This window comes from Methylobacterium nonmethylotrophicum (assembly GCF_004745635.1).
GTDB lineage: Bacteria > Pseudomonadota > Alphaproteobacteria > Rhizobiales > Beijerinckiaceae > Methylobacterium > Methylobacterium nonmethylotrophicum.
Map to the genome: position 1 here is coordinate 106,842 of NZ_SRLB01000016.1, position 15,746 is coordinate 122,587.

The 15,746-nt window shown below is 71.0% G+C and carries 16 protein-coding genes; 6 read left to right on the forward strand and 10 right to left on the reverse strand.

Features of this window, described 5'->3' with window-relative positions; all coding sequences use genetic code 11:
• The first annotated feature begins 126 nt into the window (after window positions 1–126).
• Window positions 127–390: a DUF1640 domain-containing protein gene (locus tag EU555_RS21615; protein ID WP_135417298.1), complete on the forward strand. Its 264-nt coding sequence runs from the start codon at window positions 127–129 to the stop codon at window positions 388–390.
• A gap of 207 nt (window positions 391–597) precedes the next feature.
• Entirely contained in the window at window positions 598–2,394 is a 1,797-nt protein-coding gene (locus tag EU555_RS21620) for a sensor histidine kinase (protein WP_245524421.1), read from the forward strand.
• 376 nt (window positions 2,395–2,770) lie between these two features.
• Here EU555_RS21620 and EU555_RS21625 read toward each other — a convergent pair whose 3' ends face one another.
• From EU555_RS21625 to EU555_RS21670, 10 genes are all read right to left on the reverse strand, one after another.
• Window positions 2,771–3,532: an SDR family NAD(P)-dependent oxidoreductase gene (locus EU555_RS21625; protein WP_135417299.1), complete on the reverse strand. Its 762-nt coding sequence runs from the start codon at window positions 3,530–3,532 to the stop codon at window positions 2,771–2,773.
• A gap of 60 nt (window positions 3,533–3,592) precedes the next feature.
• Entirely contained in the window at window positions 3,593–4,585 is a 993-nt protein-coding gene (locus EU555_RS21630) for an acetamidase/formamidase family protein (RefSeq protein WP_135417300.1), read from the reverse strand.
• A gap of 129 nt (window positions 4,586–4,714) precedes the next feature.
• On the reverse strand, window positions 4,715–5,425 hold the full coding sequence (locus tag EU555_RS21635; RefSeq protein ID WP_135417301.1) for an ABC transporter ATP-binding protein: 711 nt from the start codon (window positions 5,423–5,425) through the stop codon (window positions 4,715–4,717).
• A complete protein-coding gene (locus EU555_RS21640; RefSeq protein ID WP_135417302.1) occupies window positions 5,418–6,158 on the reverse strand; it encodes an ABC transporter ATP-binding protein in 741 nt (246 codons plus the stop codon). The genes EU555_RS21635 and EU555_RS21640 overlap by 8 nt, the downstream gene beginning before the upstream one ends.
• Window positions 6,155–7,207 (reverse strand): branched-chain amino acid ABC transporter permease, encoded by a 1,053-nt coding sequence (locus EU555_RS21645; RefSeq protein WP_135417303.1) that lies wholly within the window; start codon window positions 7,205–7,207, stop codon window positions 6,155–6,157. The genes EU555_RS21640 and EU555_RS21645 overlap by 4 nt, the downstream gene beginning before the upstream one ends.
• Window positions 7,208–7,214: 7 nt before the next feature.
• Window positions 7,215–8,087, reverse strand: a complete 873-nt coding sequence (locus EU555_RS21650) for an ABC transporter permease subunit (RefSeq protein WP_135417304.1) — start codon at window positions 8,085–8,087, stop codon at window positions 7,215–7,217.
• 350 nt (window positions 8,088–8,437) lie between these two features.
• A complete protein-coding gene (locus EU555_RS21655; protein ID WP_135417305.1) occupies window positions 8,438–9,670 on the reverse strand; it encodes an urea ABC transporter substrate-binding protein in 1,233 nt (410 codons plus the stop codon).
• A gap of 101 nt (window positions 9,671–9,771) precedes the next feature.
• On the reverse strand, window positions 9,772–10,410 hold the full coding sequence (locus tag EU555_RS21660; protein ID WP_135417306.1) for an ANTAR domain-containing response regulator: 639 nt from the start codon (window positions 10,408–10,410) through the stop codon (window positions 9,772–9,774).
• A complete protein-coding gene (locus tag EU555_RS21665) occupies window positions 10,407–11,564 on the reverse strand; it encodes a transporter substrate-binding domain-containing protein (RefSeq protein ID WP_135417307.1) in 1,158 nt (385 codons plus the stop codon). The genes EU555_RS21660 and EU555_RS21665 overlap by 4 nt, the downstream gene beginning before the upstream one ends.
• Window positions 11,557–11,796: a hypothetical protein gene (locus EU555_RS21670; protein ID WP_135417308.1), complete on the reverse strand. Its 240-nt coding sequence runs from the start codon at window positions 11,794–11,796 to the stop codon at window positions 11,557–11,559. The genes EU555_RS21665 and EU555_RS21670 overlap by 8 nt, the downstream gene beginning before the upstream one ends.
• Window positions 11,797–11,992: 196 nt before the next feature.
• Here EU555_RS21670 and hpaR point away from each other — a divergent pair, with 196 nt between their 5' ends.
• The 4 genes from hpaR (at window position 11,993) to hpaD (ending at window position 15,742) form a co-directional block, all read left to right on the forward strand.
• Complete coding sequence (gene hpaR / locus EU555_RS21675) at window positions 11,993–12,550, forward strand: homoprotocatechuate degradation operon regulator HpaR (protein WP_135417309.1); 558 nt, start codon at window positions 11,993–11,995, stop codon at window positions 12,548–12,550.
• A gap of 98 nt (window positions 12,551–12,648) precedes the next feature.
• A complete protein-coding gene (locus EU555_RS21680; protein ID WP_167858632.1) occupies window positions 12,649–13,053 on the forward strand; it encodes a 5-carboxymethyl-2-hydroxymuconate Delta-isomerase in 405 nt (134 codons plus the stop codon).
• A gap of 53 nt (window positions 13,054–13,106) precedes the next feature.
• Window positions 13,107–14,585: a 5-carboxymethyl-2-hydroxymuconate semialdehyde dehydrogenase gene (gene hpaE, locus EU555_RS21685; RefSeq protein ID WP_135417355.1), complete on the forward strand. Its 1,479-nt coding sequence runs from the start codon at window positions 13,107–13,109 to the stop codon at window positions 14,583–14,585.
• Between the two features lie 176 nt (window positions 14,586–14,761).
• A complete protein-coding gene (hpaD, locus tag EU555_RS21690) occupies window positions 14,762–15,742 on the forward strand; it encodes a 3,4-dihydroxyphenylacetate 2,3-dioxygenase (protein WP_135417311.1) in 981 nt (326 codons plus the stop codon).
• The last annotated feature ends 4 nt before the right edge of the window (window positions 15,743–15,746 follow it).

The window sequence follows — 15,746 nt, forward strand, 5'->3', positions numbered from 1 at the left end:
GCGTCATGGCGCCCCGTGATAGGCCCGGGCCATGACCGCCGTCGCCTTCGGCACCCTGAAATTCGCCCGTGCCCTGCGGGAGCGGGCCCACCCACCGCCGAGCAAGCGGAGGGGCTGTCGGAGGTGATGGGCGAGGCCGTCCAGGCCAGCCTGCCGATGTGGACCGACCTGCAGGGCCTCGAAGCGTGGGCGAGGGCCGAATTCGCCGCCGTCCGGGCCGAGATGAAGGCGGAGTTCGTGGCCGTCCGGTCCGAGATGAGGACGGAGTTCGCGGGCGTTCGGGCCGAGATGAAGCTCCTCGAGCAGCGGATGACGATCAAGCTGGGTGCCATGCTGGTGGCCCTCGGCGGCATCCTGATCGCGGCGATCCGCACCATGCCGGCCCGCTGAGCGGAGCGTTGCGGCCGGCGCGTGCTCCGGCGCACCGGGCGCGAATGGCCGAACTTGCCGGCAGACGTGCGGGAAGGCATGGTTTCGCCCGGAAACCGCCAAGCCGAGCCGGGCGGCGCCTGTCGGCTCGAGGCCTCGCACCGGGGAGCGGGGGCGAGCACCCGCCCCTCCGTCGCCCCCTCCGCCGATCACCAGGATTGAGCCGCATTGGACCAGAGGCCCGACGCCGCTTCCGGCCTGCCGGACGATCTCCTCCCCCGCTTCGCCTTCGAGGGCGCGCCGGTGGGTCTCGCCTGCCTGATCGGGCCGGAGCGTCGCATCGCTGCCGCCAACCCGGCCCTCTGCGCGGCGCTGGGCGTCGCGCCCGGAGACCTGGTCGGCCGCCGCCTCGCCGACCTCGACCACCCGCTGAGCCCCGGATCCGGTCAGGATCTCCCGGGCCGGGATGTCGCGGGCCGGGATCTTCCGGGCGAAGCCTGCTGGCGCCGCGTCGACGGGTCGCCCGTCTGGGTCCGGCTGCGGACCGGGCCGGAGCGGGACGGCTGCCGGATCGTCGCGGTCGAGGTCGCCGAGGGCGGCGCCCGGGCGGAGCAGACCCGCCTGGCGCTGGCCTCGGCCGGCCTTGGCGAGTGGAGCTGGAACCCGGCCGACGGGCGCATCACCCTGTCGGACCGGGCGGCCGCGATCCTGGGCTACCCGGCCGGCGCGACGCCGACCTGGCCCGCGCTGCAGGACGCGGTCGCCCGCGACGACCTCGAGCGGATCCGGGCCACGGTGCAGGACGCGGTGGCGAAGGCGATCCCCTACGCCGTCGAGATGCGCTTCCGCCGCGCCGGCGACGGCCAGGAGGCCTGGATCTCCGCCCGCGGCCAGGCGACCGTGGCGCCGGACGGCCGTCTCACCGGCATGATCGGGGTGCTGCAGGACGTCACCGCCCGGGAGGAGGCCCGCCGGGCCCTTCACGACCGCGAGCAGCGGCTGCGGGTCGCGACCACGGTGGCGGCCCTCGGCATCTTCGAGTGGCACGTGCTCGACGACCAGTCGCTCTGGGAGAACGAGCGCATGTGGGAGATCTTCGGGCGCCGGCCGCAGGACGGCACGATCAGCATGCGGGAGTTCTTCCGCACCGTGGTCCACCCGGAGGACAAGGCCGAATTCCGCCGGGCCGTCACGGCGGCGCTCCACAGCGACGGGGTGCTGCACGCGACGGCGCGCATCCGCCGCGCGGCGGACGAGGCCTCCGGTCCGGAGTCCTGGCGCACCATCGAGATGGCCGGCCGTTTCGAGCGCGACGGGCCGGCCGGCCTGCCGCGGCGCCTGATCGGGGTCGTGGCGGACATCACCGGCCGGCGCCTCGCCGAGGAGCGCCAGTCGCTGCTGATCCGCGAGCTGCACCACCGGGTGAAGAACACGTTGGCGACAGTGCAGGCCATCGTCGGCTCGACCGCCCGGACCGCGTCGAGCATCGACAGCTTCTACGAGGCCTTCGTCGGCCGCATCATGTCGCTCGCCCACACCCATTCGGTCCTCACCGAGGATGTGTGGCAGACCGCATCCCTGCGCGGCCTGCTCGAGAACGAGCTGCGCCCCTACGCGGACGGGGAGATGCGGCCCGACACCGGCGGGCGGGTGGAGCTCGACGGGCCGGCGGTCGACCTGCCCTCCGAGATCGCGGTGCCGATCGGCATGGCGATCCACGAACTGACCACCAACGCCGCCAAGTACGGGGCGCTGTCGAACCGGGCCGGCCGGGTGCGGATCCGCTGGAGCCTCGAGCCCGGGGCGGATCGCCCGCGCCTGCGCTTCCACTGGCAGGAATCCGGCGGCCCGACGGTCGCGCCGCCGACCCGCCAGGGCTTCGGCTCGCGCCTGCTGCAGCGGGTGCTGACGACTCAGGTCCAGGCCGAGGTCGAGACCGACTACGCGCCCGGCGGCCTCGCGCTGACGATGCTGGCGCCGCTGCCGCTCCGCAACCCCGCCCTCAACCCGCTGGCGACGCTCTGAGCCGAAGCCGACCCGGCGGGCTTGCATCCGCACGCCGATCCAAGGCGCTCGATCGGCCAGGAAAGCCTTGGACAGGAAAGCCTTGGATCGGAGAAGCGGCGCGGGCCCGCGGCAGGGATCGGGCACGGGATCGATGAAGGCGGTGCCGGTCGTGCGCAGGTGGGAGATCGCCGCCGGCATCGAGGGCGGCTGCGGCGAGGCTGAAACCGCGCCCGCCGTCCGCTCCTGTTCCTGCGCATTGCCCTGAGATCGCATCGCCAGGACCGACAGCGATCCACTCGGCTCCCGGCCCCGTCGCGCCCGAGCGGACCGCCACCGGACTCCGACCTGGGCGAGAACCGCGGAGGATCGTCCGGTGCCGCAACGGGGCGAGCGCTCAGAACTGCACCCCCCGGGTCAGCGCGCCGTCGACCACGAGGTTGGTGCCGGTGACGAAGCTCGCGGCCGGGCTCGCCAGGAACACGGCCGCGCGGGCGATCTCCTCGGGGCGGGCCATCCGGCCGGTCGGGTTGAGGCGCAGGGCCTCGGCGAACAGGGTCGGGTTGCCCTCCTCGATCCGATGCCACACCCCGCCCTCGAAATAGGTGTTGCCCGGCGACACCGTGTTGGCGCGGATGGTCTTGCCCGCGAGCTGGAAGGCGAGGCCTTGCGCGTAGTGGATCAGGGCCGCCTTGAAGGCCCCGTAGGGCCCGGCCGCGAAGTCGATCTCGCGGCCCGACACGCTCGAGATGATGACGATCGATCCCGCCTTCGAACGCTCGAGGAACGGCATGCCGGCCTCGACCGCCGCGACGGTGCCCATGATGTCGACCGAGAAGCCGGAGCGCCACGCCGCCTCGTCGGCGCCGACCGCGAGGGCGCTGACATTCGGCACCAGGATGTCGAGGCCGCCGAGTTCTTCGCCGGCCTCGGCGATCCAGGCCTTCAGGGCGCCGGAATCGGCGACATCGACGGCGCGGCCCGTCGCGGCCACGCCCTTGGCGCGGAGGGAGGCCACCTTGGCGGCGACCTCCTCCGCGTTGCGGGCGCAGAGCGCGACGGCGGCGCCCTCCTCGGCCAGGAGATCGGCGATGGCGCCGCCGATCCCCTTGGTTCCGCCGGTGACGAGGGCGCGTAGCCCCTTGAGCCCGAGATCCATGGTGGTCTCCTGTCAGGCGAGAGCGATGTCAGGCAAGAGCGACGTCAGGCGAGAGCGACGTCAGGCCAGCGCGATCGACTTCGCGATCGAGGCGCCGAGAGTGTATTTCGGATCGACCATGTTGCCGAGGCGAACCCGCCCGCACTGGGTCAGCAGCATGTAGGCGTCGATCTCCTCGAAGCCGAAATCGCTGGCGAGCCAGCGCACCAGCTCGCGATAGGCGATGCGGGCCGCGTCCTCCATCGGCCGCGACGAGCCGATGGTCATGAAGAACTCTTCCGTCTCCAGGCGCGGCCAGCGGATCGTCCAGCCCTTGATGAGGTCGATCTGCACCGTGGTGTGGGTCGGGTGCTCGACCGCGACTCCGCAGAGCTCGCCGTCGCCTTGCGCGGCGTGGCAGTCGCCGAGATAGAGCAGCGCGCCCTTGGTGTTGACCGGCAGGTAGATCACCGCGCCGACGCCGATGTCGGGCAGGTCCATGTTGCCGCCGTAATAGTCCGGCTGGAGCGAGGAGATCGCCTCGATCTCCGGCGAGGTGCCGATCGTGCCGATGAAGGGCTGGTAGGGCAGGCTGATGCGGTCGTTCCAGCGCACGCCGGTCTCGGCCGTGACCTCGAGCTTGCGCACCCGCTCGGGCAGCGACGGGTTGAGGAGCGCGGTGTCGGCCGTCGCGACGAGGCCGCCGAACTCGGGCATGATCAGCGTGGTGCCGCAGGGCTGGGGGCCGCGCGGACGGATCGACTTGATGGCGACGGCGAGGCAGTCGCCCTTCTCGGCGCCGTTGACGTAGATCGGCCCGTTCTGCGGGTTGAGGTAGGGGAAGTTCAGGATCTTGGTCGGGCTGTCGGTCTCGTGGCGGATCATGCCCTCGAAGGCGTCGTGGGTCTCCACCGTGACGACGGCGCCGGGATCGACGGTGAGCACCGGATCGACGAAGGGCCCGTAGACGTAATGGTAGCGGCCCTGCTCGGCCTCCGTGATGGTGTGCTCAAGGCCCGCCTTGCCCTTGGCCACGCCCTTCTTCGCCATGATCGACTGGTCGAGCCACTGCATGGTCGTCTCTCCCTCTTCGTCAGATTTCGTGCGGTTGCCTTGTGCCGTCCATACTACCCGCGACCTCATCCTGAGGTCGCGGGTGGGAGGAGCGGATGCGCGTGCGCGGCGTGTCTGCGACATCGTCCCTCACACCGCGAGATGGCGCCGCACCAGGTCGCGGTCGTCGAGGTCCCGCGCCGTCAGCTCCGCGACGATCCGGCCCTTGTCCATGACGTAGCTGCGCTGGGCCATGGCGCGGATCAGGTCGATGTTCTGCTCCACGAACACCACCGTCACCCCGGTGCGGCGGTTGAGCTCGACGAGGGTGCGGCCGATCTCCTGCACCACCGAGGGCTGGATGCCCTCGGAGGGCTCGTCGAGCAGGATCAGGGACGGGGCCCCCACCAGCACGCGGCCGATCGCGAGCTGCTGCTGCTGCCCGCCCGAGAGGGTGCCGGCGCGCTGGCCCCGGCGCTCGCGCAGGATCGGGAACGGGCCGTAGGCGCGCTCGATCTCGAAGGGCGTGCCGGGGGGAAGCAGCGAGGCGCCGACCGCCAGGTTGTCGGCGACGCTCATGCGGGGAAAGACGTCGCGGCCTTGCGGCACGTAGCCGATGCCGAGGCGGGCGCGCCGGTGGGCGGCGAGGCGCTCCACCGCCTCCCCCCTGAAGGCGATGCCCCCTGCGGCCGCCGGCAGGAGGCCGATCAGGCTGCGCATCAGGGTCGACTTGCCGACCCCGTTGCGGCCGATCACCGCCACGATCTCGCCCGGCCGGATGCTGAGGTCGACCCCCTGCAGCACCGGCTTGCCGCCGTAGCCGGCCCTTAAGCCCGCGGTCGAGAGCAGCGCGTCAGGCATCGGCTGTCCTCCGCGGCGCCTCCGCCTCCCCGAGATAGATCGCCGCGACCGCCTCGTTCGCCACGATCTCGTCGGTGGTGCCCTGCGCGAAGATGCGCCCGACATGGAGCACGGTGACCCGCTGGGCGATCTGGCGCACGAAGGCCATGTCGTGCTCGATCGCCAGGATCGCGACGCCGTCGCGGTTGAGGGACTGCACCATCTCGCCCGTGGCGAAGGTCTCGGCCGGCGACATCCCGGCGGTCGGCTCGTCGAGGAGCAGGAGGCGGGGCTTCAGGCTGATCGCCATGCCGATCTCGAGCCACTGCTTCTGGCCGTGGCTGAGGGTGCCGGCCCGCTCGCCCGCGGCGTCGGCGAGGTTGAGGAAGGCGAGGAGCCGCCGGATCTCGGCCCCGAGGGAGGCGCCTTCGAGGTGGTGCTGGAGCGCGATCTCGAGGTTGTGGGCGACGGTGAGCCCCGGGAAGATGCCCGGCACCTGGAACTTGACGCTGAGGCCCCGGCGCACCCGCTCGAAGGGCTTCAAGGCCGTGATGTCCTCGCCGCGGTAGAGAACCTGGCCGCGCTCGGGCCGGTACTCGCCGATGAGCAGGCGGAAGAACGTGCTCTTGCCCGCCCCGTTCGGCCCGATCAGGCAGTGGACCTCGCCCTCGCCGAGCGCGAAGTCGATGCCGTTGGTGACGTGCAGGCCGCCGAAATGCTTGTCGAGACCGCGGGTCTCCAGGATCGCGGTCATCGCGCGGGGGCCTTTCTGCCGAGGCGCGACAGCCCGCGCATCAGCCCGACGACGAGGCCTTCCGGGGCGGCGAGCACCACCACGACGAGGAGCAGGCCCATCACCACCAGCGCATACTGGCTGCCGTAGATCGTCAGCGCCTGGAAGCCGCCGAGCACCGCGAGGGTGCCGACGAGGGTCGCCGTGAGGTCGCCCCGTCCGCCGACCGCGACCCAGATGACGGGCAGCGCCGCGGCGGTGAGCCCCATGCTGGAGGGCGTGATGTACTGGCCCCAGGCCGTGTAGAGCGTGCCCGAGAGGCCCGCGAGCGCGGAGCCGATCACGAAGGCGCCGAGCTGGTAGCGGCGCACGTCGTAGCCCAGCATCTCGGCCCGCTCGGGGTTCTCGCGGATCGCCACCAGCACGTTGCCGAAGCGGGCGTTCACCAGGATCCGCAGGGCCAGGTAGGTGACGACGAGGAGGCCGAGGAGCGCGTAGTAGAGCGCGACGTCGGGAAACAGCACGAGGTCGCCGTCGAGCCACGGCACGGTCAGGGGCGGCATGCCGCTCATGCCGTTGTAGCCGTTGAGGCGCGCCGCCCCGATGCGCCATTCGGGCCCGGCGGTCTGCGCCATGAAGCGCTCCATGGCGAGGGTCACCGACAGGGTGATGATGCCGAGGAAGACGCCGCCGATCCGGCCGAAGAACAGGAAGTAGCCGAGCAGGCCGGCGAAGCCCGCCGAGAGCGCCACCGCCAGGACGACGGCCGCCAGCGTGAAGCCGTAGGCCGCCCCGACATTGAGCGTGAGCACGCCGTAGGCGTAGCCCGAGAGGCCGAAGAACGCGGTCTGGCCGAAGCTCAGCGCGCCGCCGTAGCCCCAGATCAGGCACAGGCCCAGCGCCATGAACACCCAGCAGAAGAAGTAGGCGGTGTTGCCGACGGTGTAGCCGTCGGCGAACCACGGATAGGCGACCGCGAGGCCGAGGGACCCGGCGAAGGCCGTCCAGAAGGCGGGGCCGCGGCCGAGGGTCTGCGGCCCTTCGAGCCGGCGCAGCAGGCGCAGCATCATCCGCTCCTCAGGCCCGCTCGCGCAGGATCAGGCCGGAGATGCCCCGCGGCAGGACCCGGATCACCAGGATCACCGCGACGAGGAGCCCGATCTGGCCGAAGAGCTGGCCCTGCCACGAGGTGAGCGCCGCCCGCACCGCGCCCAGGACCAGGGCGGCCGGCGCCGTGCCGAGGAAGATGTCGGCGCCGCCCACCACCACGGTGACGAAGGCCTCCATGATGAAGGTCGCGCCCATGGTCGGCACGATGGTCATCGTCGGGGCGTAGAGCCCGCCGGTGAGGCCGGCGAGCGCCGCACCGATCCCGAAGGTCAGCGCGTAGACCTTGCGGGTGTCGACCCCGAGCGCCTCGGCCATGTGCGGCACCTGGATCGTCGCCCGCGCCAGCGTGCCGAAGCGGGTGGCGTTGAAGGCGAGGTAGAGCCCGGCGAGCACCGCGAGGGCGGCCAGCATCAGCACCACCCGGTAGGTCGAGTAGGAGTAGCTGCCCAGCGTGAAGCTCCCGAGCGGCGTGCCGACGCCCGGCATGCTGGAGCCGAGCACGATCAGCGTCCCTTGCGTCGCCGCCAGGCTGACGCCCCAGGTCGCCACGATGGTGTCGAGGGGCCGGCCGTAGAGATAGCGGATCACCAGGCGCTCCAGCACCATGCCGACCGCGCCGGCGGCGAGGGCGCCCGCCAGGATCCCGGCCGGCAGCGGCAGCCCGGCGCGGGTCGTCGCCACGGTCACGTAGGCGCCGCACATGATGAACTCGCCGTGGGCGAGGTTGATGACGCCCATCATGCCGAACACCACCGCGAGGCCGCAGGCGGCGAGCACCAGGAACGCGAACGCGTCCCCGAGCTGGTAGAGGAAGGCGAAGGCCGTATCGAGGAGGACCATGCGGGAGCCGTTTCAGGAGAAATATGTTTTCCGGTGATCTGCCCGACGACGTGTGGAGCGCTCTCCCCTCTCCCGTGTGGGAGAGGGGCCGGGGGATCGAAGATCCCGCGTGAGGGTGCTACGGTTCTGATTAGAACTCAGACCGTCGTGCTCGCAGCTTAATGGTCAGAGCACGACCCAGAACCGTAGCACCCTCGCGCGATCTTCGATCGCCCCTACCCCTCTCCCACACCTTGCAGCGATACCAGGCAAGCCTGGTATCGCCTGGAGAGGGGATCCCGCGCTTTACTCGGCTCGGAGCAGATCAAACGGCATTCGCATGAGCCGGGGGCTAGCCCCGGTAGAAGCGGTCACGGCTTGGGCGGGTTGCTCGGGGTGTACTGCGCCATCGGGTCCTTCTTGGTCAGGTCGCAGCCCGCCTGGCCGAGCCAGTACGGCTTGATGTCGGTCCAGGTCTTGGGAAACGAGATGGCGTGCTTCTCGTCGACCTTGGCGAGGTAGATCGTGTGCGAGGCGTGCTGGCTCTTCGGGTCGATGCAGACCCGGCCTTCGGGGGCGTCGACGCAGACGTCGCCGGCGGCGATCACCTTGCGGAGCTCGGCGCGTTTCGTCGAGCCGTTCGCCCGCTCGACCATCTGCTTGTAGAGGTAGACGGCGTGGTAGGAGTTCTCCGCCTCCTGGTTGACGTAGGGCTCGTTCGGGAACTTCGCCTTCCACTTGGCCAGGAACGCCTTGCTCTGCGGCGTGTCGACCTCCTCGATGTAGTTGGTCGTCACGTACATGTTGGCGAGGCTCGGCGGCTGGAAGCGCTTGTGCTCGTAGCCCTGGCCGACATTGACCGAGGAGCCCATCGGCACCTTCAGGTTCGCGGCCGCCGCCTGCTCGTAGTACGAGGCCTGGGCGGTGCCGACGAGCAGAGTCATCAGGATGTCGGGCTTCGCTTTCTGGATATTCTGGATCGTCTGCGAGAACTGCGACACGCCGAGCGGGATGAACTCCTCGCCGACCATCTCGCCGCCGTTCTCCTTGACGATGTTGCGCACCCACTCGGCCGAGATCTGGCCGAAATTGTAGTCGGCCGCGATGGTATAGACCCGCTTGCCGAACTTCTCCATCATCCAGGGGATCAGCGTCGAGAATTGCTGCTCGGGCACGGCGCCGGTCACCACCATGTGGCCGTCGCAGACGCCGCCCTCGTACTGGTTGTTGTAGAAGGCGAAGCCGTCGAGCTGGTCGACGATCGGCCGGTAGGCCTCGCGCGAGGCGGAGGAGAAGCCGGCGAAGACCACGTCGACCTTGTCGCGCTGGAGCACCCGGCGCATGAATTCCTGGTAGCGGGTGTTATCCGACTGGGTGTCGTAGATCACGAGGTCCAGCTTGCGCCCGGCGATGCCGCCCGCCGCATTGATCTCGTCGGCGGCGAGCTGGATGCCGTGGACCTTGCCGATGGTGGCGACCGCGAAGTCGCCGGACTGGTCCTCGAGCACGCCGAGCTTGATCGGGTCGGCGGCCTGCGCGGTGCCGCCGAGCACCAGGGCGGCCGCGAGGGCGGTCAGGCGGGATCCGTGGCGGGGTCTCGACATGGTGGACGTCCTCGAGCTGGGAGTGGTCACGTGCCGGGAGCGGTCACCCGGCGTTGGCACTTGGGGCGTTGGCACTTGGGGCAAGGTCACTTGGGGCAAGGTCACTTGGGCAAGGCGGCCCGGCGCTGCGGCGCCGGCACGTCGGGGCGGGCCCGGACCAGGGCCTCGCAATACTGTTCGAGCGGCAGGCGGGCCCGCATGCTGTCCCGTCTCAAGGCTTCGAAGGCCGCGTCGTCGTCGAGGCCGCGCTCCTGCATCACCCGCAGGATCGCCTTGACGACGTGGCGCCGTCCGCGCCGGCGCTCCTCGTGGCGCGCCAGCTGCTCCTCGAGCGCGCGGCGGCGCTGGTGCTCGTTCACCGTGAGGTAGAGGGCGGCGTAGACCGAGGCGCCGTGGATCGGCTTGCGCAGGAGACCCGTCGCGCCGAACTGGAGCAGGCTCCTGAGCCGGCTCGGCGCCTCGACCCCGACGAGACCCAGCACCGGCACCGGCGGCAGGTCGGAGACGGCGCTCGCCGCCATCCCGGGCAGCGGCAGGTCGCCGTCGACGATCACCAGGGCGCGCTCGGGTTCAAGCTCCGCCCAGGCGAGCTGGGGGGCCTCGTCCGCCCTCAGGATCGACGCGACGGTCAGGCCGAGCTTCATCAGCGTCGCCACGAGCGTGTCGCTCACGGTCGCCGGCGCGATGATCAGGTAGGCCTGCATCCCGCTGAAGTTCTGGATCAACCACGGTCCGGTCATGACGGCACCACCCGCAGGCGCGGGCGCCGGAGCACCGGGACGATCCGGGGGGCACTGCGCACCAGGTAGGGGTCGGGCGCGACGGGGGCCGGTGCCTCGCCCAGGATCGTGAAGCGCGCCGCCGCCGTGGAGAGGCCGATGCGCGGCGTCAGCGCCGCGTGGAGCGTGGTCTCGTCGAGGCGCACCAGTCCCTGCGGCGCCTCGAAGGCGACCTCGCAGGCGGCGCGCCGCAGGGCCGCGACCTCCTCGGTGCCCGCCCGCGCCAGGGCCCGGGCGAGGAGGTGGACGGCGATGTAGGCGGCCTCCGTATCGGCCGAGGGCGTCGGCCCGCCGGGAAAGCGCGCGGCGTACGCCTCCGTGAAGGCGCGGTTGCGGGGCGTGTCGATCGACGAGAAGTAGACGCTCGAGCTGAGATGGCCGTCGACGGCCTCCGGGCCGATCGCCTCGAGTTCCGGCTCGGCGAGGCTGCAGCTCGCCACCGGGATCTCCCGCGCCTGATCGATGCCGCGCTCGCGGCAGGCGCGGCGCAGCTCCTGAAAGAACCGGTAGGCCGAGATGCCGATCAGCGTGTTGAACACGAAGTCCGGTCGCGTCGCCAGGATGGTGTCGATCACCTGCCCGAACTCGGTCTCGCCGATGGCGAAGTAGCGCTCCGCCGCGACCCGCCCGCCCGCAAGCGCCAGGGTTTCGCGCAGGATGCGGTTGTTCTCCCACGACCAGATGTAGTTCGATCCGATGCAGAAGGCGGTGCGGTCGCCGCGGGCGAGCAGGTGCTGGACCAGGGGCACGATGTGCTGGTTGGGGGAAGCACCGGTGTAGACGACGTTCTCGGAGGTCTCGAATCCTTCGTAGTGCGACGGGTACCACAGAAGGCCGTCATGCTTCTCGAAGATCGGGATGATCTCCTTGCGGCTCGACGAGGTGTAGCAGGCGACGACATGCCGGATCCCGGCCCGCAGGAGCTGGTCGGCACCGGCGGCATACCCGGCGATCTCGCCATTCGGGTCCACGACCTCGGGCTCGAGGACGACCCCGAGGTGTCCCGCATTCACCTCCTCGACCGCCAGGACGGCGCCATTCTGCATCGCGCGTCCGACGAGGCCGTAAGGCCCGGTGGTGGAGAACAGGATGCCGATGGGGCGTCTGTCAGTCATCGGTGCCTCTGGAACGCAAAAAGCCCGCCAGCGCGGAGCGCTGCGGGCTGCATTGCCGGACGGGAGGGGGCCATATGGCGCCGGATTGGGCATCTTTGCCCTGCGCCTCAAAAACAGGCTCGGACGTTACGCCGACGATGTCAAGCCGGTTTCTGCGCAGCGCGGCGACGCCATGGGTCGGCGCGATCCCTCGATCGCGTGCCGGTCCGGTCGCCGGCTCCAGGGCGATCATCCGCGACGGATCCGGGACCTGAGCGGTCAGGGCGTCGGCTCGCCCACGCGACACGCCCCACGGGGTCTTGCCGGGGCGCAGGCCTTCCGCCCACGCCGTCCTGCGCTGAGCGGGTGGGACGGACAGGCCCTGCGCTCAAGCCACCACCGTCGTGTACCGTGCGACGACGGTTCGGCCGGGCGGCATGGGGTTGGTGATGGGGCGAGGCGAGGACGACGACAGGCAGGCGAACCGCGCCGTCACGGGACGGACCCGGGTCCGCCTCCGGCACTTTTCCCGGTCGCTGCCGATGTCGCTGCTGCGGGCCCGCGAGGCGGTGATGCAACATTTCCGTGCCTCGTTGCGGCACCACAATCTGACCGAGCAGCAATGGCGGGTCCTGCGGGCGCTCACCACCGTCGAGGCGATCGAGACGACCGAACTGGCTTACGCCACCTTCCTCCTGCCCCCGAGCCTGTCGCGCATCGTCCGCGACCTCGAGGAGCGGGGGCTCGTCGCGCGCCGCAGCGCCGAGACCGACCTGCGCCGCGCGCTCGTCTCGATCAGCCAGGAGGGCATGCGGGTGATCGAGACGGTCTCGCCGGAATCCGAGTTGATCTACGGCCGCATCGCCGACGCCTTCGGAAGCGAGCGGCTGGCGCTGCTCCAGGATCTGCTGCGCGAGCTGGAAATCTGCCTGACGGACCTGCCGGGAGGTGCGGACGCCGCCGGATCGGAGGCGGGTGCGCCCGCTCCCGGCAGCCGACGGGAATAGGGCCGCGGGCCGGTTGCGAAGAGATGATTAACACGTTAAGTTAATCCCGGTTCCGGCTGCGCCGACGGGAGATCGGCGCGGGCTGCGGGGAGGGCGCCGTGCCGCACATCATCGTCGAGTACTCGGCCAATCTCGAGCCGGCGGTCTCGCCCCGGCGGCTCGTCGACGCCCTCCACCGGGCGGCGCTCGACACCGGCGTCTTCCCCATCGGCGGGCTGCGCACCCGGGCCGAGCGGCGCGACGTCTACGCGGTGGCCGACGGTGATCCCGACAACGGCTTCGTCGCGGTGCTGGCGCGCATCGGCGAGGGCCGCGACGCCGAGACCCGCGGGCGCGTCGCCCGGGCCCTGATGGACGTACTCGAGGCCGAGACGGCCGAGGTCTTCCGCGGGCGGGGGCTCGGGCTCACCGTCGAGGTGCAGGAGATCGACGGCACCGGATCGCTCAAGACCAACAACCTGCACGAGCGGATGGCGCGCAAGGACCGGGGAGAGGCCGCGTGAACCGAGCCCTCGATCCGACGCTCGCCGCGAATCTCGCGAAGGCCGAGCACGCCATGGCGCGCTTTCGCGAAGACGTCGTCCCCCACCTCATCGCGGGCGAGCGGGTGACGGGGAGCGAGACCTTCGACACCCTCGATCCGACCACGAACGGCCGGCAATGCACGGTCGCGGCGGGCGGCGCGGCCGAGATCGACCGGGCGGCGCGGGCCGCGGCCGACGCCTTCAGGGCCTGGCGCGACGTGCCGGGCGCCAGACGCCGAACGATCCTGCACGCCATCGCGGACGCGATCGAGGCCCGCGCCGACGAGATCGCGCTGGTCGAGAGCGCCGATTGCGGTCAGCCGATCCGCTACATGGCCAAGGCGGCGGTACGCGGCGCCGAGAATTTCCGGTTCTACGCCGACCGGGCGCCGGACGCGCAGAACGGCCTGTCGCTGCCGGACGTCGACCACATCAACTACACGATGCGCCAGCCGATCGGGCCGGTGGGCGTGATCACGCCCTGGAACACGCCCTTCATGCTCTCGACCTGGAAGATCGCCCCGGCGCTCGCCGCCGGCTGCACGGTCGTCCACAAGCCGGCGGAATGGTCGCCGCTCTCCGCCGTGATCCTGGCCGAGATCATGGACGACACGATCCGCCGGCACGGCGGACCGGCGGGCGTGGTCAACCTCGTGCACGGCCTCGGCGAGACCGCCGGCAGGGCGCTGACCGAGCACCCGGCGATCAAGGCGGTGGCGTTCGTGGGCGAGACCACGACCGGTTCGCACATCATGGCGCAGGGCGCGGCCACGCTGAAGCGGGTCCATTTCGAGCTCGGCGGCAAGAACCCGGTCATCGTCTTCGACGACGCCGACCTCGACCGGGCGCTCGATGCCGTCCTGTTCATGATCTACTCGCTCAACGGCGAGCGCTGCACCTCGTCCTCCCGCGCGCTGGTCCAGCGCTCGATCTACGCCGACTTCTCGCGCCGGGCCGCCGAGCGCGCGCGGCGGATCCGCATCGGCCATCCCCTCGACCCGGCGACCGAGCTCGGGCCCCTGATCCACCCGCGCCACGCCGAGAAGGTGCTGTCCTACCCCGCCCTCGCTCGCCAGGAGGGCGCGACGATCGCCTGCGGCGGCGGTCGGGCCATGGAGGGCGCCGGCAACTACGTCGAACCGACGCTCTACGTCGAGGCCGCCGCCGCCATGCGCATCGCCCAGGAGGAGATCTTCGGGCCGGTGCTCACCATGATCCCGTTCGCGGACGAGGCGGAGGCGATCCGCATCGCCAACGACGTCCGCTACGGGCTCGCCGGCTACATCTGGACGCGGGACGTCGGACGCGCGCACCGGGTCGCCCGCGACCTCGAGGCCGGGATGGTCTGGGTCAACTCGGAGAACGTGCGCCACCTGCCGACCCCGTTCGGCGGGGTGAAGAACTCCGGCATCGGGCGCGACGGCGGCGACTATTCCTTCGACTTCTACATGGAGACGAAGAACGTCGCGGTCGCCTTCGACAGCCACAAGGTCCCGCGTCTCGGCGCCTGAGCATCATTCCGCCGGTCGCGAACGACCGGTGCCGAAGCGGTCACCGGTCCGGCGGCGATGTCGATGCAACACCAAGAACCCAAGCAGAATCGCGCCATGCAACGCTGCTTTGGGCCGCCGTGCCCGCCCCGTCGTCAGCGGCCGCCCGCCAGAGGCGGTCCAGGAGGATCCGCCCCATGCCCGTGCCGGCCCCGGTGCTCGCCCCGCCCTTCCACGTCGTGCGCCTCGGCCACGTCGTCCTGACCGTGCGCGACCTCGGCGCCGCGAAGGCGTTCTGGGCCGACACGCTGGGCCTCCAGGTGACGGAGGAGACCGGGACGCGCCTCTACCTGCGGGCGATGGAGGAGCGCGGCCATCACTGCGTCGTGCTGGAGCGGGGCGAGGCGCCCGCCGCGCGCCACCTCGGCTTCAAGGTCTTCTCCGAGGAGGATCTCGATCGCGCTCACGCCCATTTCCGCGACCGCGGCCTCGCGGCGGCGTTCGTCGAGGAGCCCTACCAGGGCCGGACCCTGCGCACCGTCGACCCGCTCGGCGTGCCGCTCGAGTTCTATTTCCGCATGGAGAAGCTGCCGGCGGTCCACCAGACCTACGCGCTCTACCGGGGCGTGAAGCCCCTGCGCATCGACCATGTCAACTGCTTCTCCGACGACGTCGACGCCTCGGTCGCGTTCTACAACGAGCTCGGCTTCCGCGTGACGGAATACACGGAGAACGAGGACCGCTCGCGCCTCTGGGCTGCCTGGATGCACCGCAAGGGCGGCGTGCACGACATGGCCTTCACCCACGGAATCGGGCCGCGGCTGCACCACGTGGCGTTCTGGGTCTCGCACCCGATGAACATCATCGACCTCCTCGACCTCATGGCGACCACCGGCTACGTCGCGAGCATCGAGCGCGGTCCCGGACGTCACGGCATCTCGAACGCGTTCTTCCTCTACGTGCGGGATCCGGACGGGCACCGCATCGAGATCTACTGCTCGGACTACCAGACCATCGACCCGGATCACGAACCGATCCGCTGGGACCTGCGCGACCCGCAGCGCCAGACGCTCTGGGGGGCGCCGGCGCCGAGGAGCTGGTTCGAGGAGGGCACGCCCTTCGCCGGCACGCCGGCCCGCCAGCCGTCCTACGCGGCCTCGCCGATCGTCGCCGGGTGACCGC